Below are 21,192 nucleotides of genomic sequence, written 5' to 3'. Positions count from 1 at the left end.
CCCCACGTCCCTTTCGGGCAGCGTCAGGCCGTGCCGGTGGCCTCGCGGCGGCGAAGGTCGAGTTCCTCGCTGTAGCGGCGCAGCGTGTGGCTTTCGGTCAGGAGCCCGACCACGCGTTTGGTCTCCGGCCCGTCCACCACCGCCAGAGCTTCGCTTTCCGCCGCGTCGAACACGGCCATGGCCTCGCGCGCGTTCATGGACGGGCGCAGCGTCGCGTCGGCGAAGCGCAGAAGCGTCGAGATCGGCGCGTCGAGATCGCTCAAGCCGTCGGCATAGGCGTCCGGCACGAGGACGATGCCGGCATAGGCGTCGCTCGCCGGGTCCACCGCGATGACGCGCTGCGTCGAGCCCAGGGGGAAGGATCGGCGGAAGGCCTTCAGCGAGGTGTCGGTCGGCACGGTGCGAAGGTCGCGCCGCATCATGCGCCCGACCGTCAGGTTGCGAATCCAGCCGATGTCGTGGGCGCTGCGGATGCTTTCGCCGCGCAGGTGGAAGCGCCATGTGGCGAAGGAATAGCCGAAGGTCCGGCGCACCGCGAGCGAGGTGGCGACGGCGGCGAGCAGAACCAGCGCGGCGATCGGGAAGTCGCCCGTCATCTCCAGCGCCAGGAAGGTCATGGTGAGCGGGCCGCCGACGATCGCGGTCGCGAGCGCGCTCATGCCGACCACCGCGAAGACCACCGGCTCGACGCCGGGCAGAAGCGGGCCGGCCAGCGTGGCGAAGATGCGACCGAGCATGGCGCCCAGAAACAGCGAGGCGAAGAACAGGCCGCCGCGAAAGCCGCTGCCGATCGACACGGCCGAGGCCAGCGCCTTCAAGGCCAGGATCACGAAGAGCGAGGACAGGCTCATGGCCGCGTCGATGCGCACTTCCAGAGCCCCGTGACCCGAGGACAGGACCTGCGGCGTCAGGAGCGCGAGCCCCCCGAGAAGCAGGCCGCCGACGGCCGGCCGCATGACGGCGGGCAGCCGCGTGCGCCGAAAGCCGCGCTCCACCAGCGTGACGCCCTGCATGATCAGGATGCCGAGCCCGGCGGCGAGGGCTGCGAGCAGAAGCGCGGCGGGCCAGGCCGAGGCGGGAAGCGTCGCCGGCGCGGTCATGTCGATGAAATGGCTGCCCTGCGACAGGAGGCGGGACACGAACATGCCCGACAGCGCGGCCGCGACGACGGGCGCGAGCGCCACCACCGAATAGGTGCCGATGATGAGTTCGAACGCGTAGAAGGCGCCCGTCAGCGGCGCGTCGAAGGCCGCCGCGATCGCCGCGGCCGCGCCGCAGCCGACGAGCGTGCGCATGTCGCCCCGGCGCATCTCGAAGGCGACGCCGAAGCGCGAGGCGAGGCCGGCCGAAATCTGCGTATAGGCCGCTTCGAGGCCGACCGAGGCGCCGAAACCGTTGGAAACGAGGTTCTGCGCCACCACGACGATGCCGTCGCGAAACGACATGCGACCGCCATGCAGCGCATTGGCCTCGATCGGATCGATGAGAGGTCGCGACTTCCGCCAGGCGGACCAGGCGAGCATCAGGCCGAGGAGCGCGCCGCCCGCGACCGGCAGAAAGGCCAGTAGCGGCGAGGCCAGGGTCTGCGACCCACTGAGCTTGGCCCCCGGCTCGAGCCGGAACAGGAAAACGTGAAGGGCCTGCGCCGCGCCGCCTATGCCCATGACGAGAAGACCGCTGAGCGCCCCGACGAGGGCGGCGAGAACGACGAGCGCGATTTCCTCGCGACGCACCAGCGCGCGGAACCGCCCCGGCGCGCGGGTCGCCGCGCTCGCGTCGGAGGCGGACACGTCGGCCATGGCGTTGGGAACCTTCATCTCCATGCGCGCCGCGTCCTCGCTCGCCGCTTCGCCGGCTTCGGCCCGGCATGGTGCCAAATGGCCGACGATGCCCCCGGGATCAACCCGCCGGCCGTGTTTGCCGATCGCGGGGCACGCCGCCTCCCGCCGGAGCGCCCGTTTTGCCGGGGATGCGACCCGAGCGGCCCTCGACGGGGCGAAGGCCCTGCCCTATCGTGCGCGCGCCGCGACTGGGCGCCTCCTCAAGGGCCATTCCCGGCGCCCAAGGAGTTTCCGATCGTGACTGACAGCATCCGGCCCAGCGTCGAAACGGAACTCGGCATTCCCACGGGCGGCAGCGAGGACCCGTTCGCCTCCGCCGTGCGCACGACGCGCATGCCCATGGTGATCACCGACCCCCGGCAGGCCGACAATCCGATCGTCTTCTGCAACGATTCCTTCCTGCGCCTGACCGGCTACGAGCGGGAGGAGATCATCGGCCGCAACTGCCGCTTCCTGCAGGGTCCCGCCACGCGCCGCGCCGACGCGCAGAAGGTGCGCGAGGCGATCGAGCGGCAGGAATCCATTGAGATCGACCTTCTGAACTATCGCAAGGACGGCTCGACCTTCTGGAACGCGCTTCTGATCTCGCCGGTCTTCGCCAAGGGCGAATTGACCTATTTCTTCGCCTCGCAGCTCGACGTCACCGAGCGCAAGCGGGCCGAGGAACACAGTTTCCTTCTCAATCGCGAGCTGAACCACCGGGTCAAGAACACGCTGGCGACGGTTCAGACGGTGGTCCTCCAGACGCTCCGCGACGGGTCGGTGCCCGACCGCGTCGCCGCCGCCGTCACCGGGCGTCTCCACGCGATCGCCCGCTCGCACGATGTCCTGACCGACGAGGCCTGGGCGAGCGCGCTTCTGGTGGACGTGATCCAGGGCGCGCTCGATCCGATCCACGACAAGGTGGACGGCCGCCTGCATGTGGCCGGGCCGGACGTTCGGCTGAAGCCGCGCATCGCCACCATGCTCTCGCTCGCCATGCACGAACTCGGCGACAACGCCCTTCGCTACGGCGCGCTCAGCAATGGCACGGGAACGGTGGACGTGACCTGGCGCATCGGTGGCGGGCGCTTCACGCTGCAATGGATCGAAAAGGGCGGGCCTGACGTCGCCCCGCCGGGCGAGAGCGGCTATGGGCGCCGGATCGTGGAGCGGGTGCTCTCGGCCGAGTTCGGCGGCACCGCCCGGATCGACTTCCACCCGTCCGGCATCGTGTTCGAGCTGGACGCGCCCTCGGCCGGAATGGAAGTCGAGCGCACGGCCTGGCAAGCGCCGTGAGCGGAATCTCCGGTCCGAGCCGGTCGCTCTAGCGCCGTCGCAACCAATCCTGCAGCGCGGCTTCGGCCTGTTCCAGGCTTTCGCGGTTCAGCGCCTTGCGCAGCAGCGCGAGCGCCACGGCGCGCATGCGCAGGTTGAACACTTCCGAGCCGCCCTCGAACTCGTAGACGCCGAGCTTGTCGTAGATCTGCTGGAGCCGGTTCTGCACGCTGCGGAGCGACAGGCCCCGCCGCTCGGCGATCAGCCGATCCGTGAGGCCGAGCGCCAGATCGGTCAGGATTTCGTATTCGACGTCGGTGAAGCTTTCCGTGCGGTCCGCCGAGCGCTGCTGCACCGAGCGGATTTCGCGATCGATGATGCACTGGCCTTCGAGGAACACGCCGCGCAGCGCGAGGCTGAGGCGCTCTTCCGACGCCGATTTCAGGATATAGCCGTAGGACGCGCCGCCCGGCACGATGCGCGACACGCCCCGCACATAGGCTTCGTCCGCGTAGTTCGACCAGAAGACGATGCTCGTCGTCGGACGCCGCGCCCAGAGCGCGCGGGCGAGATCGACCCCCGTGCGCTGCGGCATCTGAAGATCCACCACGGCATGAAGCGCGCCGTGCTCCAGCGCCAACCGCTCGCCGACCACGCCGTTTTCCGCTTCCACGACACGTGCCTGAGGCAGGGTCCGGCCGATCACCTCGCTGAGGAACGCCCGGTGAACCGCATCGTCCTCCACGATCAGGACGTTCATGGCGCAAGGCCCCCCGTGCTCTCGGCGCGAGGGTCGAGCGGCAGGCGCACCTGAACCATCGTGCCGCGCCGGTCGGGGCGGCGCCCGATCTGGAAGCCGGCGCCGACCAGCCGGGCCCGCGTCTGCATGTTGCGGATGCCGCCGACGCGCTTGCGCTGGGCGAGCGAGGCGAAGCCGATCCCGTCGTCGCGCACTTCGATCACGAGGGCGCTTGCCTCCCTTCGCAGGTCCACCTCGATCAGCGAGGGTTCGGCATGGTGGGCGGCGTTGTTCACCGCTTCCTGCACGATGCGGAACAGGGCGACACGCAGCGTCTCGGTGAGCCGGTCGGCCGCCCCGGCGCTCCGATCGGCGAAGCGCCAGCCGATGCCCGAGCCCGAACCGTCGAGCGCGCGGCCGAGAAAATCCTCGATCCCGTCGGCCAGACCGAAGAGCTGGAGAATGTTGGGCCGCGCGTCGTCGATGATCTCGCGAAGGCTCGCCATGGTGCGGGCAAGCTCCGCCTCCACGCCCTCCCAGCCCTCCACGCTCGGGGCCCCCGCCTCGCGCAGCCGCGCGATGCGTCGGTGAAGCCGCGTCAGGTCGGCGAGCGTCAGGTCGTGCAGGTCCATGCCGATGCGCTGGCGCTCGCGCTCCAGTTCCTCGGTGAGGCGCAGCGCGCCTTCGCGCAGGGCGTCCTCGCGCACCCGCCCTTCCGCCTCCTCGATCGCGAGGCGGCGCGCGTCCTCGGCCGTGCGCAGGGCGTAGAAATAGGGGGCGAGAACGTCGGCGACGTGCCGGGCGAAGGCGATGTCGCGCCCGTCGTAGAAGTCGCGCGCCCGCTTGGAGGCGGACAGGGCGCCGATGATCTCGCCGCGCACCAGAAGCGGCACATGGAGCCGGCTCTGGAGGTTCTCGTGAAAGATCGGATGGGCGAAGGCGCCGGCGAAGTGAAAGCGCGGATCGGCCAGCGCGTCGCCCGAGATCAGATAGGGCTCCTGCCCCAGAAGCACCGTGCGGATCGGGCTGCCCTCGATCGGCAGGGGATGGGCGTTGAGGCTCCAGTCCGTGTGCGCGCCGGCCTCGTAGGCGATGTGATGGTCCTGCCGCAGGATGCAGACGTCGAGATGGTCGTGCGGCAGGATGGCGGCGAGCTCGTCCGACACGGCCTGGATCGCGGCCTGAATGTCCACTCGGCCCGCGAGCGCCTGCGACACGCGGATGAGATGGCGAAACAGCGTTTCGCTGTCGAGCCGGGGGCGCGGCGAAAGGGCGGAGGCGCGGGCGGGCGCGGGCGTCGGGTTCATGGGGCCGACACCATCACGTTCGAGGGGGCGGCACCAGAGCGCAAGCCTGCACGTCCCTTGCGGGTTCCCGCATCCATCCTGCGCGCATCGGCTTGGACAAAGCAGGGCGCGCCTTACAGATTGGGCGCGAGGAGTCGCTTGGGAGAGCGACGGGCGCCCCGGCGAGCATCGGGGTGGCTGGACTGCCGGCGAGACGCCGGCCTTGGGGAGAAGACGATGAAGAAGCTCGCATTGGCGCTCTCGGCCGCAACGCTGGCGCTTTACGCCGCCGGCGGCGCGATGGCCGACACGAAGGACAAGACGATCGCTCTGTCCAACAATTATGCCGGCAATTCCTGGCGTCAGGCCATGCTGGAAAGCTGGGCCAAGGTGACGGGCGAGGCCGTGAAGGCGGGCGTGGTGAAATCCGCCGACGCCTTCACCACCGCCGAGAACCAGGCGACCGAGCAGGCCGCGCAGATCCAGAACATGATCCTGCAGGGCTACAACGCCATCGTCATCAACTCCGCTTCGCCGACCGCCCTCAACGGCGCGGTGAAGGAAGCCTGCGACGCGGGCATCGTCGTCGTGTCCTTCGACGGCATCGTGACCGAGCCCTGCGCCTGGCGCGTGGCGGTGGACTTCAAGAAGATGGGCGCGGGTCAGCTCGACTATCTGGCCGGGCGCTATCCCGATGGCGGCAATCTCCTCGAAATCCGTGGCCTTGCCGGCACCTCGGTCGACACCGAAATCCACGAGGGCATCCAGAGCGGCGTCGCCGCGCACAATAAGTTCAAGGTCGTCAGCGAGGTTCAGGGCGACTGGACGCAGACCGTCGCGCAGAAGTCGGTGGCGGGCGTGTTGCCGAGCCTGCCCGAGGTGGTCGGCGTCGTGACGCAGGGCGGCGACGGGTTCGGCGCGGCGGAGGCCTTCAAGGCGGCGGGCCGCAAGACGCCCACCATCATCCTCGGCAACCGCGAGGACGAGCTGCGCTGGTGGAAGGAGCAGAAGGACGCCAATGGCTACGAGACCATGTCGGTCTCGATCGCACCGGGCGTCTCGACGCTGGCTTTCTGGGTGGCGCAGCAGATTCTCGACGGGCAGGACGTGCCGAAGGACCTCGTCGTTCCCTTCCTGTCGATCGATCAGGCCGGGCTCGAAGAGGCCATCAAGAACACGCAGAAGGGCGGCGTCGCCAATGTCGAATATTCGCTGGATGACGCCAAACGAGTGATCGCTGGCAAGTAAGGCCTCCCTGTCCTATCCGCGCCGTCGCAGCGTCCTGCGGCGGCGCATGCTTCTTATCTCGAGGCCAGCATGACGGAACCCGGATCGGCCGGCGCCTTGGTGCGCCTCAGCGCCATCGAAAAGAGCTTCGGCGCGGTGCGCGCCCTGCGCGGCGTCGATTTGGACATCCGCCCCGGCGAGTGCCTGGGCCTCGCCGGCCACAATGGCGCGGGCAAGTCGACCCTGATGCAAGTGCTCGTCGGCAATGTCGTGCCCGATACCGGCACGCTCACCCTGTCGGGCGAAGACCAGACCGGGCGATACGGCGTATCGCGCGCCCGCTCGCTCGGCGTGCGCTGCGTCTTCCAGGAGCTTTCGCTCTGCCCCAATCTGACCGTCGCGGAGAACACCCGCGTGCGTCATGGCGCGCTTCGGGGCTTCGGCTGGCGGCGCCGCGCGAGCGCGCTGATCCGCCAGAAGCTCGACGAGATCTTCCCCGGCCACGGCATCGGTTCAGAGGACCTTCTCGCCGACCTCGCGCTCGGCCAGCGGCAGATGGTGGAGATCGCGACCGTCTTTGCCGGCGACGACCCGACGCCGCGCCTCGTGATCCTCGACGAGCCGACCTCCTCGCTCGACGGAAGCGCGGCGAGCCAGCTTCTGGCCTATGTCCGGGGCTTCGTCGCCAGGGGCGGCAGCGTCATCCTGATCTCGCATATCCTCGGCGAAATCCTCTCCACCTGCGACCGCATCGCCGTGATGAGCGACGGCCGCGTGGTGGATGTCCGGCCAGCCTCCGGCTTCGACCGTTATTCCCTGGTCGAGAGCATGGGCCATGTCGTCGCGCATGAGGACGAGGCGGTGGTCGAGGCGCGGGCGCGCTCGGCCGCGCCGGTCGTGGCGCGCGCTTCGAGCCCGCGCGGCGGCGGCGCGCTGGAAGCGCGGCGCGGCGAGATCATCGGCTTGGCGGGCTTGGCCGGCCATGGCCAGACGGCGCTTCTCGTGCTTCTCCAGAACGCCTCGTTCCGAGGCTCGCGCTTTGCGAAAGTGGAGGGCCGCACCGCCTTCGTGGCGGGTGACCGGCAGACGGACGGCGTGTTTCCGCTCTGGTCCATCGGCCAGAACGTCACCATCCGCTCGCTGCGCGGCCTGACGCGGCTGGGGCTGATCGACCCCGCGCGCGAGCGCGCCATGGAAGCGGACTGGCAGCGCCGCATCGCCATCCGCACGCCCGACATGGGCAACAACATCCTGACCCTCTCCGGCGGCAACCAGCAGAAGGCGCTGTTCGCCCGCGCGCTCGGCTCGGATGCCGACATCATCCTGATGGACGATCCGATGCGCGGCGTCGATATCGGCACCAAGCAGGAAGTCTATGCGCAGGTTCGCGCGGAGGCCGAAAAGGGTCGAACCTTCATCTGGTACACGACGGAGTTCGATGAATTGAAGAGCTGCGATCAGATCTACGTCCTGCGCACGGGGCGGATCGTGGACGAACTGCCGCGCGCCGACCTCACCGAAGCGCGCATTCTCAGCGCGTCCTTCAAGGAGGACGCGGCATGAACGCGCTTCTCACCCCGCGTGTCCTGCGCGCGCTCCTGCCCCCTGTGTCCTTCATCCTGCTTCTGGCTGTCATCTTCATCGTCCAGCCCCGGGCCATGAGCTATCTCGGCCTGAACCTCATGCTCAATCTGGCGCTGCCGATCGCGCTCGCGACGATCGCGCAGCTCTGCGTCATCACCGTCAACGATCTCGATCTCTCGATCGGCGGCTTCGTCAGCCTCGTCGCCTGTATCGGCGCGACGGTTCTGAACGAGACGCCGCTTCTGGGCGTCCTCCTGCTTGTCCTCTGCATCGCGGCCTATGCCGGCATCGGCGCGCTGATCCACTGGCGCAACCTGCCCTCCATTGTCGTGACGCTCGGCCTCAGCTTCGTCTGGCTGGGGGCCGCCATCCTTCTCCTGCCCTCGCCCGGCGGCTCGGCGCCGGCCTGGCTCTCGGGCCTCGTGAAGCTGAAGACGCCGCTCGTGCCCTTCGCGATTCTGGCCAGCGCCGCGCTCGCATTGGCGGTGCATCTTCTCCTGATGCGCTCCTCCTTCGGCACGGTCCTGCGCGGGGCCGGCGGCAATCCGCAGGCGGTGCGCCGCGCCGGCTGGTCGCTCCTGCGCGCCAAGATGACCATGTATGCGCTCTGCGGCTTCTTCGGCGTTCTCAGCGGCCTGACGCTGGTCGGCCTCACCACCTCGGCCGACGCCAATATCGCGCTGCGCTACACGCTTCTGTCGATCGCCGGCGTCATTCTGGGCGGCGGCGAGTTCACGGGCGGGCGCGTCTCGCCGGTCGGCGCGGTGATCGGCGCCCTCACGCTGACGCTCGCCGGCTCGCTCCTCTCGTTCCTGCGCATTTCGCCCGATTGGCAGATCGGCGCGCAGGGCGCGATCCTGATCGCGGTTCTGGCGCTGCGCGCCCTCGTCAACCAGACCGAACGGAGGGCGGCATGAGCGCGGCCGCATCGCAGGCGCCGGGCTTTGCCACGCGCCACCCCTATGCCTTCTCCTTCGGCGGGGCGCTCCTGATCTTCCTCGCCACGCTCGCCTTCACCGGCGGCACGGGCGGCGGGCAGATCCTCTCCACGGCGCTGACCTTCGCGACCATGTATGTCATCGTCGGCCTTGGTCAGATGTTCGTCATCACGACCGGCCCCGGCAATGTCGATCTGTCGATCCCCTCGACCATCGCGCTCGCCGGCACGCTCTCCATGGTGGCGATGAACGAGGCGGATGGGCGCATTCTTCTGGGTCTCGCCGTCGCGCTCGGCGTCGGCGCGCTGGTCGGCGCCTTCAACTATCTCCTGATCCGCCTCCTTTCGATCCCACCGATCATCGCGACCCTTTCGGCGAGCTTCCTCGTCCAGTCCACCGCCATCAGCTACGGGCGTGGCCTGCGCGTGCGCCCGCCCGAAAGCTTCGCCGCCTTCGCCACCGGGCGCATTCTCGGCATTCCCTATCTCGCCATCGCGACGCTCGCCCTCTGCGGCTTGATGGGGCTCCTCCTCCATCGCACGGTCTATGGCCGCTCGGTCTCGGCCATCGGGCAGAACCAGCGCGCGGCGGGTCTCGCCGGCATTCGCGTCGATCGCGTGCGCTTCCTGACCTATGTCCTGTCGGCGACGCTGGCCGGGCTCTGCGGCGCGGTGCTCGCCGGCTTCTCGGGCGGCTCCTCGCTCAACATGGGCGAGGAATATCTTCTCGCCTCGATCGCGGTCGTGGTGGTTGGCGGCTCGTCCGTTTCGGGCGGGCGGTCCAATGTCGCCGGCCTCTGGGGTGCCTCGCTCTTTCTTTATCTCCTCGTCACCATGCTGAACACGTTCGGCGTCGGCGCGGGGCTGCGCCTGCTCCTCACCGGCCTCATCATCATTGCCATCATCACTCTGGCCGGCGATCCCAAATCCGGCCGCGCCTGACCCCATCCGCCCTTTTCGAGCCCGTCCCATGCTTTACGAAACCTTCGACCCGCGCTTTTCCGAGGTCGCCCTCATCAACGTCACGCTGGAACAGATCCACACCGGCTGCCGCTGGGCGGAAGGGCCGGTCTGGTTCGGCGACGGGAATTCCCTTCTCTGGAGCGACATTCCGAACGACCGGATGCTGCGCTGGATTCCCGACGTCGGCACCCATGTCTTCCGCGCGCCCGCCGGCTACACCAACGGCCACACGCGCGACGGCGCGGGGCGGCTCGTGTCCTGCGAGCACGGCGGGCGGCGCGTCACGCGCACGGAGGCCAATGGGGCGATCTCGGTTCTCGCCACGCATTTCGAGGGCAAGCGGCTGAACTCGCCGAACGATGTCGTCGTCCACCGCGACGGCTCGATCTGGTTCACCGACCCGAACTACGGCATTCGCGACGATTACGAAGGCCACAGGGCGGATCAGGAACAGCCCTGCCAGGGCGTCTACCGCATCGACGGCTCGACGGGCGACATCACCCGCGTGGTGGAGGATTTCATCCAGCCGAACGGGCTCTGCTTCTCGCCCGACCATTCGCTTCTCTATATCGCCGATTCCGGCGGCAGCCACGACGAGACGAAGCCTCGCCACATCCGCCGCTTCCGGGTCGAGGGCGCGAGGCTCACCGGCGGCGAGGTCTTCGCCACGATCGACCGGGGCGTGCCGGACGGAATGCGCGTCGATCGCGACGGCCGCCTCTGGTCGAGCGCGGCCGACGGCGTCCATGTCTTCCACCCGGATGGAACGCGGCTCGGCAAGATCCTCGTGCCGGAGGTCGTCGCCAATCTCTGCTTCGGCGGGCCGAAGGGCAATCGGCTCTTCATCGCCGCCACGACCTCGATCTATTCGCTCTATGTGCGGGTGAGCGGCGCCTGACGCGGGCGCCTCTTGCCTTCCGTCTCACTTGAGGCCAAGTATAGCCTCAACTGAGACGGAAGGTGACCCATGCTGGCGATCAACACCATGGCCGAGGTTCTCGGCCTGCCGAGCCGCGAGGCCACGCCGCTCTCGCCCTTCGGCCTGATCTCGCGGATCGAGAGCGGCCTGCCGATCGGCGCGCTCGACCGCGTGGCGCGGCTGATCGCGCCCGATGATGCGCAGTTCAAATATCGTCTGGTGCCCAAGGCGACCTACGAGCGGCGCAAGGGGAGCCATCGCCTGTCCTCCGACGAAGGGGCGCGGCTTGCCCGCGTCGCCCGCGTCTGGGGTCTGGCACTCGCCGTCTGGCGCGAAGAGGGCGAGGCGCGGGATTTCCTCTTCCGCCCCCATTCCATGCTGGAGGATCGCAGCCCGATCGACATGGTGATCGGCAGCGAGATCGGCGCGGAACTCGTGCTCGATATTCTCGGCCGCCTCCAATATGGCAGCGCCGCGTGACGGCGCAGGTCCTCGATCGGACGCTGCAATCCTATCGGATCGGGGACCCTGCCGGCACCTATCCGATCTTCGACGCCACGGGTTCGACCATCGCGCCCGGCCGCTGGAACACGCCGGGCAGCCCGCTCATCTACACGAGCGAGCATTTCGCGACCGCGCTTCTGGAAAAGCTCGTGCATGGCAGCGGCCGCCTGCCACCGAACCAGCATTTCGTCACCGCGACCCTGCCGAGGGGCCTCAGCTACGAGGTCTTCTCGCCGCCCGCCCTGCCCGGCTGGGACGTGATGCCGCCGACCGTCAGCAAGGGGTTCGGGGAGCGCTGGTGCACCGAGCGGCGCAGCGTGCTTCTCTTCGTGCCGAGCGTCGTCGCCCGGCCCGAGCGCAACATCCTGATCAACCCGGCGCATCCCGAATTCCGGCTGATCGAGGCAAGCCTGCACGAGCCGGTATTCTGGGACCGCCGCCTGTTCGGGCTCTGACCTCTCAATGACCCGAGACGAGCGCCGAGATGCGGCGCGCCAGATCGTCGAGCGCGAAGGGCTTGGTGACGACCTGCGTGTCGGGGCCGAGATGTTCGGGGTTCAGCACCGTTCCTTCCGCATAGCCGGTGACGAACAGGACCTTCAGATCGGGGCGCAGCTCGCGCGCCGCTTCCGCCACCTGCCGCCCGTTCATGCCGTTGGGCAGGCCGACATCGGTGACGAGAAGATCGATGCGCCCGCCCCGGCGCAGCTCCGCCAGCGCCGAAGGGCCGTCCTCGGCTTCCAGCGCCGCATAACCGAGATCTTCCAGCACCTCGACGATCAGCATCCGCACCAGCGCCTCGTCGTCCACCACGAGAACCGTCTGGCCCGCCTCGGCCTGCGGCAGCTCGGCGCTCGCATCGCCGCTTTCGGTTCCCTCGGCCTCGCCGCGATGGCGCGGCAGATGCAGGCAGACGCGCGTTCCCTCGCCGGGCGTCGAATCCATCCGCACCTGCCCGCCCGACTGGCGCACGAAACCGTAGATCATCGACAGGCCGAGCCCGGTGCCGACACCGATGGGCTTGGTCGTGAAGAAGGGCTCCATGGCGCGCGACAGGACATCGGCGGTCATGCCCGTTCCCGTGTCGCCGACGCAGAGGCTGACATAGTCGCCGGGCGGCAGGTCGCGCTCCCCGGCGGACGCGGCGTCGAGATGCTGGTTGAAGAGTTCGATCGCAAGCACGCCGCCGTCGGGCATGGCGTCGCGCGCGTTGATGCAGAGGTTGAGAAGCGCGTTCTCGAGCTGGTTCGGGTCCACCAGAACCGGCCAGAGATCGTCGGCGGAATGGATGCGCAGCGCGATCCCCGGCCCGACCGTGCGCCGCACGAGGTCTTCCATCTCGGCCACGAGCGCGACGACGTCGGTCGCCTTGGGGGCGAGCGTCTGGCGGCGCGAGAAGGCCAGAAGCCGATGCGTCAGCGCCGCCGCACGCCGCGCGGCCCCTTGCGCGCCCGTCAGATAGCGCTCGATCTCCTCGGTCTCGCCGCGTGCCAGGCGCCGCGCCATGAGTTCGAGACTGCCCGAAATGCCGGCGAGAAGATTGTTGAAGTCGTGGGCGAGACCGCCCGTGAGCTGGCCCACCGCCTCCATCTTCTGGGCGTGGCGAAGCGCCTCCTCGGTCTTGGCCAGCGCTTCGGCGCGTTCCTTGTCGAGGGTGATGTCGCGGCCGATCGCGTTGATGACGCCTTCGCTCGGCCGCGTCGACCAGCTGATCCAGCGATAGGTGCCGTCCTTGCGGCGGTAGCGATTGTCGAAGCGGGCATGGCCCTGCCCGTTGGACAGCTCGCGCGCGCCTTCCATGGTGCGCGCCTCGTCCTCGGGATGCACGAAGTCGAAGAGGCTGGTGCCCAGAAGCTCGTGCTCCTGCCAGCCGAGGATTTCCGCCCAGGCCGGGTTGGCGGCGGTGATCGTGCCGTCGAAGGCGCAACGCAGCATCAGGTCGGGTGTCAGCTGCCAGAGCGCGTTGCGGTCGGCGGTGCGCTCGCGCACCTGCTCCTCCAGCCGCGCGGCGAAGCGGGCGAGTTCGGCGGCCTGCCGGCGTCGGTCGTCGATATCGGTGTTGGTGCCGACCCAGCGCAGGATCGCGCCGTCCTCGCCGCGCACCGGCTCGGCCCGCGCCAGGAACCAGCGATAGGCGCCATCGGCCCGGCGGATGCGCAACTCCGTCTCATAGGCCGAGCCGCTTTCCAGCGAAGCGGCCCAGGTCGCCGCCGCCACCGGCAGATCGGCCGGATGGACGCTGCGACCCCAGCCCGAGGGGCCGCCGAAGCCGTCGATCGTCAGGCCGGTATAGGCGGAGACGCGTTGGTTGAACCAGTAGATCTCGCCGTCCGGCCGCGCCGCCCAGACATGGTTCGGCACGACCTCGGCGAAGGCGCGGAACTGCGCCTCGCTTTCCCGTAAGGCCGCGTCGCTGAGAACGCGATCGGTGGTTTCGTTGGTAAAGATGAAAAGCCCGGCGATCTCGCCGCGTGCATCGAGAACCCGCGAATAGGAGAAGGTCCACCATGTGTCGCGCGCGCCGCGATCGGTGTCGAGGCGCCAGGGCAGATCGACGAAGCGTTGCCGCTCGCCCGCGAAGGCCGCGTCGATGATGGGCTTGGCCTGCTCCCAGCCGTCGGCCCAGACCTTGTCGAAGCGCTCGCCCATGGCCCAGGGCAGGCGCGGCCCGAGAAGAGGGAAATAGGTCTCGTTGAAGAAGAAGCTGAGCTCCGGCCCCCAGGCGAGGATCATCGATTCCGACGAGTTGAGAACGAGGCTGAGCGCGGCGCGCAGGTCGTCCGGCCATCCTTCGGGGGGCCCGAGCACATGCCCGCTCCAGTCGCGCTCGGCGATCATCCGCGACGCTTCGCCCCCGCCGGCCAGGAACGCGAGGGGATCGCTCATCGCGACAACGCTTTCTGATCACGCTTCTGGATCACGACGGCAACTCCGGGGCGCAAGGAAGGACACGCCCCTTGCCCATAGCCGTCCGCGCGGGCGCTGCCCAGCCTCCCCATGATCGGGATCGCACCGGGCGCGGCATTATGGCGCCCGGACCGATCGCGTCCCGCCCGCCTCAGGCGTGCGGGGCCGGCGCCGGCTGCAGGCTGCCGGCGAGACTGTCCAGAAGCTCCGAGGAGACGCCCATGAGATCGCGCACCGGATCGCTGCCCGAGGCCTGCCGGTCCCCGACATAGGCGGCGACGTCGTTCATGCGGCGCAGCGTGCGCCAGTAGATGTCCTCCATCAGGATATGGGCGAACTCGCCATGCCGGCCGATGCTGTAGAGGCCCGCGACGCCGGAATCCTGGGCGAAGCGCTGACGCGCGCTTTCGTAGCTCGACAGGAAGACCGGATAGGCGATCGGCGTGCGCAGCGTGCCGCCCGCGCCGAGATAGCGCTTGCGCAGGTCGTTGCCGAAGATGCGGCAGGTGCCCTCGAGGCAGAGCTCGGCCAGATCCTCGTCGGCCATGCGCCAGGTTTCGTCGCCGACCTCGCAGCCGAGATCGTAGGTCAGGAGCGTCTTTCCCTCCGGCGCCAGCCAGGGCATCGAGATCGGCGCCTCGGTGACGCGGAAGAAACGCTGCTGGCGATCGGGAACCCAGAGCATCGTGTCGGGCAGGATCGCCCGGCCCGAGAAGCGCAGGTTGACGAAGGCCATCGGCCGGTAGCGGAAGGCGGCGAGCGCATCCAGCGCGTCGGTGCCCTCGACGATCTTCGGCAGGACATTGACCGGCGCGGTGCTGATCGCGGCCGAAACGGGGATTTCCTCGCCGCGCACGCGCACGGCGACGACCCGCTCGCCCCGCACCACGATGCGCTCGACGGGCGATTCCATGCGGATCGAGGCGCGGACCGCCTGGACGGTCGGCTCCAGGAGCTTGGCGAGCCCGCCCTCGGGATAGACATGGTAGACGCCGGCGCTTTCGGGCATTTCGTGCGAATAGCCGTTGGACACGGCGCGTCCGCTGACCCGCGCGGCGACGTTGAGATAGATCGACTTGGCGATGCCGGCGCCGAACTTCTGTCCGACCGCCGGGGCGAGATCGCGCGCCGCAGCGCCCGACCAGGCTTCCGCCAGCGGAATGGCGACGGCCTCGGCGAGCGCGCCGCCGTAATTGGCGCGGAACAGGTCGGCCGCCGAGCGGGCCGGCGCGGCGGGGGTGAGGCGCGCCTTCACGGCGCTCGCCGCAAAGCGCGGGTCGAACAGGAGGCCGAGCGGATAATTGCGGAAGCGGCCGTTCAGGAGCACCGCCTCGCCGTAATGCTTGACGGTCCGGCACGTGTCGGCCGCGCCGAGGGCCGTCGCCAGACGATTGGTGATGAAATGGGCGCCGAAATCGTAGGCGAACCCGTCCTTGTCCTTGAAGGAGGCGGCCATGCCGCCGATCGCCTTGCCGGCCTCGAACACGATCACCGGCAAGCCCCGGCGCTGCAATTCCGCGGCGGCCGTCAGGCCGGCGAGCCCCGCTCCGATAATCGCGATCGGCTTCATGGCATGTCCTTTCGCACGGCCCGTTTCCGGCGCCGTTACAAACCCCGTGATGTCGGCGCGTCTCCTGTGGAAGCCGGACCCGTTCGGCCCTTCCCTCGCATCGGGACGCGCGTCGGGGTCGGCGTGCGTGAAGCCCGCGCGCCCCGGCGACGAAAACATTCGCGGACGGCCCGGAGAACATGCGGACATAATCTGCCCAGGCGTTCCGCTGGCGATCGGCACCCCGTGCCGCCCCCAGACCATCCAAGGGCCATTATCGGGGATGACGCAGCGACGTTCAAATCTTTGTGCGGGGTAGGACCCATCGTTTCTTCCGATATGCTTAATCGAAGCAAGTCGAACAAATTGATGTCGAGACCGACCGTTTCGAGCAACATTACGGAACCGGCGCGGTCCTTCGCATCGGAGGCGGAACCAACCGGGGGACCATCCCACCCTGGCCCAGGGCGGGAGGAGATCGCCAGCGCGCGCCGTGCCTGTCGAAATGAGGCGGCACGAAGGCCGGGCCGCCCGAGCCTCCATCGCCCGCCCCGGCGGCGTCCTCAGAAAACGGCGCGCCCGATCCTTGAAAAGGGCAGCGCGTGCAGTGGATTGGCCAAGTTCTGAGCGTCATCAACAGCGCCTTCGCGAAATAAAATCGGCGCGCCATTGCAAATGACTGATCGGGGGTCTAGGTTTAGCTTATCGAACTTGTTGACTGAATTATCCCAGGCTCCGTCGGCGCCTCATGATTTTCTCTCTCAATATCGAACCTTGAGCGGTCGCGCATTCGGTGCGACCGACGCCAAGACACGTCTTTGAAAGGGACTGTCATGACCATCGGAACCGTAAAGTTCTTTAACTCCACCAAGGGCTTCGGCTTCATCACGCCGGAAGGCGGCGGCAACGACGTGTTCGTTCACATCTCCGCCGTCGAGCGTTCGGGCATGTCCACTCTGGCCGATGGCCAGAAGGTCAGCTTCGACATCGTCGCCGATCGCCGCTCGGGCAAGAACGCCGCGGAAAACCTGCGCGACGCCTGATCGTGACGCGATCCGCGACCACTGATGATCGGGCGCGGATGACACGTGAGCGAAGAGGTCGGGCCTTGCCCGGCCTTTTTTATTTCCAGGACCCGCCTTCTGGGCGCACGGGAGGACAGGCATGACCGACCCGACAACAGCCCCCGACGAGACCGCACCCGGCCTGCAAAAGAGCCCGGACCGCAGCAGTCTCAAGGGCCAGGCGATGGCGATGATCGCCGAACAGAACCAGCTTCGCCAGGACAAGACCGAGCGCCTGAAGGCGCTGCGCCTGGCGCAGGCGGCAGCCGAGCCGCCCGCACAGCCCAAGACGCCGAAACGCAAGCCCGGCGCCTCCGCCTCCTCCGCGACCGCCAAGCCTCGTGCCAAGCGCGCCCCGCGCGCGGCCGAGGCACCGTCCCCCTCTTGTTCAGGATAGTTTCTTGCAGGTTCTCGTTCGTGACAACAATGTCGATCAGGCCCTCCGTGTCCTGAAGAAGAAGCTCCAGCGCGAGGGCGTGTTTCGCGAGATGAAGGCCCGCCGCGCCTACGAGAAGCCCTCGGAAGCGCGCGCCCGCCAGAAGAAGGAAGCCGTGCGGCGCATGAAGAAGCTCGCGCGCAAGAACGCCCAGCGCGAGGGTCTGCTTCCCTCCACCCCGCGCAAGACCGCCGGCCCGCGCACCGGCGCCCGCTGAAGACAATTCGCGAGGCGGGCCCGGGTCTTCGGACACTCGTCCCCCGGGCCGCCTCCCGCATGGCCGACCCCGCGCAAAGGCGGGTTTGGCAAGAAGGCAACAGGTCGGCGCGAAGCGAAGCCGCAGGGCCTCCGGCGCTCTGGCTCGGCGCCCCCGCCGGCCTAGTTGACCTCCGGGACGATCGCATTCCCTTCGACCGCGAAGGGCGCCGCGTCGGCCCGCTTTCCCTCGGGGCTCCCGCCATGCCGGCCGCATCGGCCCGCGGCGGCGCGACGCCCCTTCCAAAGGACGACCCCATTTGAACCAGACCGATCTTCACAGATCCGAAGCCGACCGCCTGTTCAAGACGCCGGCGGCGAACGGCGCCAGCTCGACGTTCGAACGCGTGGCCGCGACGGCCGCCGCCAACCGCGCCAAGGCCGACGCCCTGCGCAAGGCGCGCCTCGAACAGGGCGCCGGCCAGCCCGAGGCCCCGACGCCGACCCGGCGCAGGCAAAGCCGCTAGAGCGTTTTCCGACCCGGCCTCCCGCCGAGCCGGCCGCGCGTCTTCGCCCTGCCGAGGGGCGCGTCAGCCCCAAGGCTGGAACAGAACCGCGAGCAGCGCCAGGATCAGCGCCGGCGGCATGACCAGCGCGCCGATGCGCAGGAAGTTGAGGGCGCCGAAGGAGAGACCTTCGCGCCGCAAGGCGCTGAGCCACAGGATCGTCGCCAGCGACCCGGTGACCGACAGGTTCGGGCCGATATCGATGCCGATCAGGATGGCGTTGACCACTTCCTTCGGCAGGTCCGCGGCCGTGGTGAAGGCACCCGTCAGAAGCCCGAGCGGCAGGTTGTTGGTGAGGTTGGTGCCGAAGGCGAGCGCCACGCCCGACAGGAAGGCGCCGGCCTGCGGCGCGGCGTTCAGCGGGCCCTGAAGCGTGGCGATCAGCGTTGCCTGAAGGCCGCTCACCTCCAGCGCGCGCACGATCACGAACAGCCCCGCCACCATCGCCAGCGTGTCCCAGGCGATTTCCTTGACGAGCGGCAAGGGATTGGAACGCTCGCCGAGCATGACGGCGAGCGCCGTCGCGACGCCGGCCAGAAGCGTCGGCCAGCCGAGTTCGAGACCGAGCGCCGAAGAGCCGAGAAGCACGAGACTGGCGATCACGAGACCGATCGCGGCGATCCGCCCGCCCGTGGAAAGCGCGGGAATCTCGATCGCCGTATCGGTCGTGCCGCGCAGGCCCTCGCGCTGGCTCCAGCGCAGCACGAGAAAGGTCGCCCCGATCGACAGAAGCGAGGGGAGCGCGAAACGCGCGAGCCAATCGCCGAGCGGCGGCATGTCCGCGCCGAACACCACGAGATTGGCCGGGTTCGAGATCGGCAGCACGAAGGACGCGGCATTCGCCACGAAGGCGCAGATCAGGAGATAGGGGATCGGCGAGGCGACCTTGGCCGCCCGCGCCACCGCGATCACCGCCGGGGTCAGGACCACCGCCGTCGCGTCGTTGGACAGGAACACCGTGACGAGCGTTCCGATCAGATAGACCAGCGCGAAAAGGCGGTGGGGCGATCCTTTCGCCGAACGCGCGGCAAAGGCGGCGAGGTAGTTGAACAGGCCCTCGCGCCGGGCGGTTTCGGCGAGCAGCATCATGCCCGCAAGAAAGAGATAGACGTCCGTCCCGGCTTCCACGCCCGCCAGCGCCTCGCGCCAGGGCAGAAGGCCGGTCACCACGAGCAGGAGGGCGCCGACCACGGCGAAGACCCATTCGGGCCAGCGCCCCGGCCGGAAGATGACGCCGAAGACGGTGAGGCCGCTGATGGCCCAGGTGACGAGATGCAGCAGGCTGAGGGTCATCGACGATTCGCTCGGCGTGGGGTTCGAAGGGCCGCGAGGCGATCGCGGCGATGAGGGCCTGAGGCCAAAGCCCCGAGCGCGTCAAGCGGGCCGGCGACGGGCGCCAGCTTGAGGCAGCGGGCGCGAACGCCCGCCGCATCGCGATGGAGTGGCAGGTCGGCGTGAAACCGTCGGACCGAGATCGGTCGGGAAGGCTTCAATCGACGGGGGCGGAGCCAGCGGCGCGCCGGTCAGCCGCCTCTGGTCGACCCTGGTGTCAATCGCCCCGGCAGGCGGGCGCGACCTTGGGCGAGGACACGAGCCACAGGACGAGACCGAGAATGGCGAAGCCCGCCAGCGCCAGATAGGCGACCGAGAAGCCGAAGCGCGAGACGATGACGCCGGCGATGGCGGGGCTCAGCGACGCGCCGATGCCCTGCACCGTCATGACCGCGCCGAGACCGGCGTTCACATGGCCCGTTCCCCTCAACATGCGCGCCACGAGACCGGGCACGGCGACGCCGAGAAGCCCCGATCCCACGCCGTCCAGCATCTGCACGGGGATCAGCGCGAAATGGCTTCCCCAGAGCCCGGCGATCAATCCGCGCACCGGAAGCGCGACGAGCGCGGCCACGAGAAGCAGGAAATAACCGCGCCGACGCGCGAAGCCGGCGGCGAGAAGCGCGACGGGGATCATGGTGAGCTGCGCGATGACGACCGTCGCCGCCGTGTAGGAGACGGGATCGTTCAGGAGCGTGTCGAGCGTCGAATGCTGGCGCACCGGTTCGGCGGCCGGGCGACCGGCCGTCGCCGCGCCGGGCGCGATCGTCGTGGTGGTGGTGCCGCTGGCGTCCGGCGGGGTCGCGCCCTGGGTGGAGGCCTGCGGCGCGGCGGTGGTGGCGGCCGAGCCCGTCGCGGACGCGCCGCTTTCCACGCGGCTCGCGACCTGCTGCCCGAGCAAGGGCAGCATGGCGCCGTTGCCGAAATGGAAGAGCATGAGCGTCGCCGCGAGGATCAGGAGCGGGGTCGAGCGCCACAGGACGTTGAAACCCGAAGGCGCCTCGCGCTCGCCGCCGGACTTGTGTTCGAGACCGCGCGCCACGTCGTGATCGACGTCGCCCGGCGCGATCATCAAAATCGCGGCGATCGAGCCGACCGCCATCAGGGTCATGAGGATGAACACCGCCGTCAGGCCGAACTCGTAGCCGAAGAAGCCGGAGGCCGCCGCCGCGAAGACGTTGCCGCCATGGTTCCAGGCCTCGTTGCGGCCGAGCTGATGCGTCAGCCCTTTCTGCCCGACGATCCCCAGCGTCAGGCCGGCAATGGCCGGACCGATCGCCGCGCCCGCGATGCCCGTCGCAATCTGCGAGGCGGTGACGAAGGCGAAATTGGGCAGAAACAGGATCGCGAGCGAGGCGACGATGACGAGGCCGGCGCAGAAGCCGACCATGAATCGCTTGGCGTGGGTGGCGTCGGCCAGAGCCCCGAGAGGCGTCGTCGCCAGCATGCCGGCGATGCCGCCGATCGTCATGACCAGGCCGATCGTCGCCGTGCTCCAGCCCTGGCCGATCAGGAAAATGCCGAGAAAGGGTCCCAGTCCATCGCGCACGTCGGCGAGAAAGAAATTGACCGCGCCGAGCGCTTTCAGCGACCGGGACTTCGGTTCCGTCGCCGGTCCCGACGCGGCTGCCGACACGATGCTCATGAAAGATCCTCCGGCCGCGTTCCCTGCGTTGACAGGATCGTGATCCTCGCCGGCCACGCCTCTAATGCGCGTGATCGGGATCGGTTGCCGGCAAAACGGTCGCGGTCGGCCTGAATATCGTAAGTAATAATTACTACCATTTGCGCCAGCTTTTATTTCCCGCCATTTGCGAAATTCGATTTTTGTTAGGGAACCAAGTCGCGCCCCTCGTCGCTTCTGAGCCGCAAATCACACCCCCGTG

General features: G+C 68.8%; 19 protein-coding genes. 12 read left to right on the top strand and 7 right to left on the bottom strand.

The window, feature by feature from the left end; all coding sequences use genetic code 11:
- Window positions 1–23: 23 nt before the first annotated feature.
- On the bottom strand, window positions 24–1,799 hold the full coding sequence (locus B146_RS0117060; protein ID WP_051091592.1) for a chloride channel protein: 1,776 nt from the start codon (window positions 1,797–1,799) through the stop codon (window positions 24–26).
- Window positions 1,800–2,078: 279 nt separating this feature from the next.
- On the opposite strand from B146_RS0117060, the gene B146_RS30110 reads away from it, so the two are divergent.
- Window positions 2,079–3,119, top strand: coding sequence for an HWE histidine kinase domain-containing protein (locus tag B146_RS30110; RefSeq protein WP_019997685.1), 1,041 nt, complete (start codon window positions 2,079–2,081; stop codon window positions 3,117–3,119).
- A gap of 28 nt (window positions 3,120–3,147) precedes the next feature.
- Here B146_RS30110 and B146_RS0117050 read toward each other — a convergent pair whose 3' ends face one another.
- Both B146_RS0117050 and B146_RS0117045 read right to left on the bottom strand, forming a co-directional pair.
- Complete coding sequence (locus B146_RS0117050) at window positions 3,148–3,858, bottom strand: response regulator transcription factor (RefSeq protein WP_019997684.1); 711 nt, start codon at window positions 3,856–3,858, stop codon at window positions 3,148–3,150.
- The gene (locus B146_RS0117045) at window positions 3,855–5,144 is read right to left on the bottom strand and encodes a GAF domain-containing sensor histidine kinase (protein WP_019997683.1); all 1,290 of its coding nucleotides are present in this window, start codon (window positions 5,142–5,144) and stop codon (window positions 3,855–3,857) included. The genes B146_RS0117050 and B146_RS0117045 overlap by 4 nt, the downstream gene beginning before the upstream one ends.
- A gap of 216 nt (window positions 5,145–5,360) precedes the next feature.
- On the opposite strand from B146_RS0117045, the gene B146_RS0117040 reads away from it, so the two are divergent.
- From B146_RS0117040 to B146_RS0117010, 7 genes are all read left to right on the top strand, one after another.
- A complete protein-coding gene (locus tag B146_RS0117040; protein WP_019997682.1) occupies window positions 5,361–6,371 on the top strand; it encodes an ABC transporter substrate-binding protein in 1,011 nt (336 codons plus the stop codon).
- Window positions 6,372–6,440: 69 nt separating this feature from the next.
- A complete protein-coding gene (locus B146_RS0117035; protein WP_019997681.1) occupies window positions 6,441–7,913 on the top strand; it encodes a sugar ABC transporter ATP-binding protein in 1,473 nt (490 codons plus the stop codon).
- Window positions 7,910–8,851 carry an ABC transporter permease gene (locus tag B146_RS0117030; RefSeq protein WP_019997680.1) on the top strand — a complete coding sequence of 314 codons (942 nt, stop codon included), beginning with the start codon at window positions 7,910–7,912 and terminating at the stop codon, window positions 8,849–8,851. Before B146_RS0117035 ends, B146_RS0117030 begins: the two co-directional genes overlap by 4 nt.
- Window positions 8,848–9,813: an ABC transporter permease gene (locus B146_RS0117025; protein WP_019997679.1), complete on the top strand. Its 966-nt coding sequence runs from the start codon at window positions 8,848–8,850 to the stop codon at window positions 9,811–9,813. Before B146_RS0117030 ends, B146_RS0117025 begins: the two co-directional genes overlap by 4 nt.
- A 28-nt stretch (window positions 9,814–9,841) precedes the next feature.
- Window positions 9,842–10,732 carry an SMP-30/gluconolactonase/LRE family protein gene (locus B146_RS0117020; RefSeq protein ID WP_019997678.1) on the top strand — a complete coding sequence of 297 codons (891 nt, stop codon included), beginning with the start codon at window positions 9,842–9,844 and terminating at the stop codon, window positions 10,730–10,732.
- A 69-nt stretch (window positions 10,733–10,801) separates the two neighbouring features.
- Complete coding sequence (locus tag B146_RS0117015) at window positions 10,802–11,233, top strand: antitoxin Xre-like helix-turn-helix domain-containing protein (protein WP_019997677.1); 432 nt, start codon at window positions 10,802–10,804, stop codon at window positions 11,231–11,233.
- A complete protein-coding gene (locus tag B146_RS0117010; protein ID WP_019997676.1) occupies window positions 11,230–11,712 on the top strand; it encodes an RES family NAD+ phosphorylase in 483 nt (160 codons plus the stop codon). The genes B146_RS0117015 and B146_RS0117010 overlap by 4 nt, the downstream gene beginning before the upstream one ends.
- A 4-nt stretch (window positions 11,713–11,716) precedes the next feature.
- On the opposite strand, the gene B146_RS0117005 is transcribed toward B146_RS0117010, so the two are convergent.
- The gene (locus B146_RS0117005) at window positions 11,717–14,143 is read right to left on the bottom strand and encodes a hybrid sensor histidine kinase/response regulator (protein WP_019997675.1); all 2,427 of its coding nucleotides are present in this window, start codon (window positions 14,141–14,143) and stop codon (window positions 11,717–11,719) included.
- Between the two features lie 172 nt (window positions 14,144–14,315).
- A complete protein-coding gene (locus B146_RS0117000) occupies window positions 14,316–15,734 on the bottom strand; it encodes a protoporphyrinogen/coproporphyrinogen oxidase (RefSeq protein WP_019997674.1) in 1,419 nt (472 codons plus the stop codon).
- A gap of 812 nt (window positions 15,735–16,546) precedes the next feature.
- On the opposite strand from B146_RS0117000, the gene B146_RS0116995 reads away from it, so the two are divergent.
- The 4 genes from B146_RS0116995 to B146_RS0116980 all read left to right on the top strand — a co-directional run bounded on the left by B146_RS0116995 (window position 16,547) and on the right by B146_RS0116980 (window position 17,935).
- Window positions 16,547–16,756, top strand: a complete 210-nt coding sequence (locus tag B146_RS0116995) for a cold-shock protein (protein WP_019997673.1) — start codon at window positions 16,547–16,549, stop codon at window positions 16,754–16,756.
- A 121-nt stretch (window positions 16,757–16,877) separates the two neighbouring features.
- Entirely contained in the window at window positions 16,878–17,174 is a 297-nt protein-coding gene (locus B146_RS30105; protein ID WP_019997672.1) for a hypothetical protein, read from the top strand.
- A gap of 4 nt (window positions 17,175–17,178) precedes the next feature.
- A complete protein-coding gene (rpsU, locus tag B146_RS0116985; protein WP_019997671.1) occupies window positions 17,179–17,430 on the top strand; it encodes a 30S ribosomal protein S21 in 252 nt (83 codons plus the stop codon).
- A 298-nt stretch (window positions 17,431–17,728) separates the two neighbouring features.
- On the top strand, window positions 17,729–17,935 hold the full coding sequence (locus B146_RS0116980; RefSeq protein ID WP_019997670.1) for a hypothetical protein: 207 nt from the start codon (window positions 17,729–17,731) through the stop codon (window positions 17,933–17,935).
- A gap of 63 nt (window positions 17,936–17,998) precedes the next feature.
- Here B146_RS0116980 and B146_RS0116975 read toward each other — a convergent pair whose 3' ends face one another.
- Window positions 17,999–19,267, bottom strand: a complete 1,269-nt coding sequence (locus tag B146_RS0116975; RefSeq protein ID WP_019997669.1) for an arsenic transporter — start codon at window positions 19,265–19,267, stop codon at window positions 17,999–18,001.
- Window positions 19,268–19,523: 256 nt separating this feature from the next.
- The gene (locus tag B146_RS0116970) at window positions 19,524–20,951 is read right to left on the bottom strand and encodes an MFS transporter (protein ID WP_019997668.1); all 1,428 of its coding nucleotides are present in this window, start codon (window positions 20,949–20,951) and stop codon (window positions 19,524–19,526) included.
- Between the last annotated feature and the right edge of the window lie 241 nt (window positions 20,952–21,192).

It is taken from the genome of Aureimonas ureilytica DSM 18598 = NBRC 106430 (genome assembly GCF_000382705.1).
In the GTDB taxonomy this organism is placed as follows: Bacteria; Pseudomonadota; Alphaproteobacteria; order Rhizobiales; family Rhizobiaceae; genus Aureimonas; species Aureimonas ureilytica.
This window is presented reverse-complemented; position numbering and strand designations above follow the sequence as displayed.

Bases quoted from the DNA above. Each gene is read 5' to 3' on its own strand.
- B146_RS0117060 (WP_051091592.1), bottom strand. From the start codon at position 1,799: ATGGCCGACGTGTCCGCCTCCGACGCGAGCGCGGCGACCCGCGCGCCG.
- B146_RS0117050 (WP_019997684.1), bottom strand. From the start codon at position 3,858: ATGAACGTCCTGATCGTGGAGGACGATGCGGTTCACCGGGCGTTCCTC.
- B146_RS0117045 (WP_019997683.1), bottom strand. From the start codon at position 5,144: ATGAACCCGACGCCCGCGCCCGCCCGCGCCTCCGCCCTTTCGCCGCGC.
- B146_RS0117040 (WP_019997682.1), top strand. From the start codon at position 5,361: ATGAAGAAGCTCGCATTGGCGCTCTCGGCCGCAACGCTGGCGCTTTAC.
- B146_RS0117035 (WP_019997681.1), top strand. From the start codon at position 6,441: ATGACGGAACCCGGATCGGCCGGCGCCTTGGTGCGCCTCAGCGCCATC.
- B146_RS0117030 (WP_019997680.1), top strand. From the start codon at position 7,910: ATGAACGCGCTTCTCACCCCGCGTGTCCTGCGCGCGCTCCTGCCCCCT.
- B146_RS0117025 (WP_019997679.1), top strand. From the start codon at position 8,848: ATGAGCGCGGCCGCATCGCAGGCGCCGGGCTTTGCCACGCGCCACCCC.
- B146_RS0117020 (WP_019997678.1), top strand. From the start codon at position 9,842: ATGCTTTACGAAACCTTCGACCCGCGCTTTTCCGAGGTCGCCCTCATC.
- B146_RS0117015 (WP_019997677.1), top strand. From the start codon at position 10,802: ATGCTGGCGATCAACACCATGGCCGAGGTTCTCGGCCTGCCGAGCCGC.
- B146_RS0117005 (WP_019997675.1), bottom strand. From the start codon at position 14,143: ATGAGCGATCCCCTCGCGTTCCTGGCCGGCGGGGGCGAAGCGTCGCGG.
- B146_RS0117000 (WP_019997674.1), bottom strand. From the start codon at position 15,734: ATGAAGCCGATCGCGATTATCGGAGCGGGGCTCGCCGGCCTGACGGCC.
- B146_RS0116995 (WP_019997673.1), top strand. From the start codon at position 16,547: ATGACCATCGGAACCGTAAAGTTCTTTAACTCCACCAAGGGCTTCGGC.
- B146_RS30105 (WP_019997672.1), top strand. From the start codon at position 16,878: ATGACCGACCCGACAACAGCCCCCGACGAGACCGCACCCGGCCTGCAA.
- B146_RS0116975 (WP_019997669.1), bottom strand. From the start codon at position 19,267: ATGACCCTCAGCCTGCTGCATCTCGTCACCTGGGCCATCAGCGGCCTC.
- B146_RS0116970 (WP_019997668.1), bottom strand. From the start codon at position 20,951: ATGAGCATCGTGTCGGCAGCCGCGTCGGGACCGGCGACGGAACCGAAG.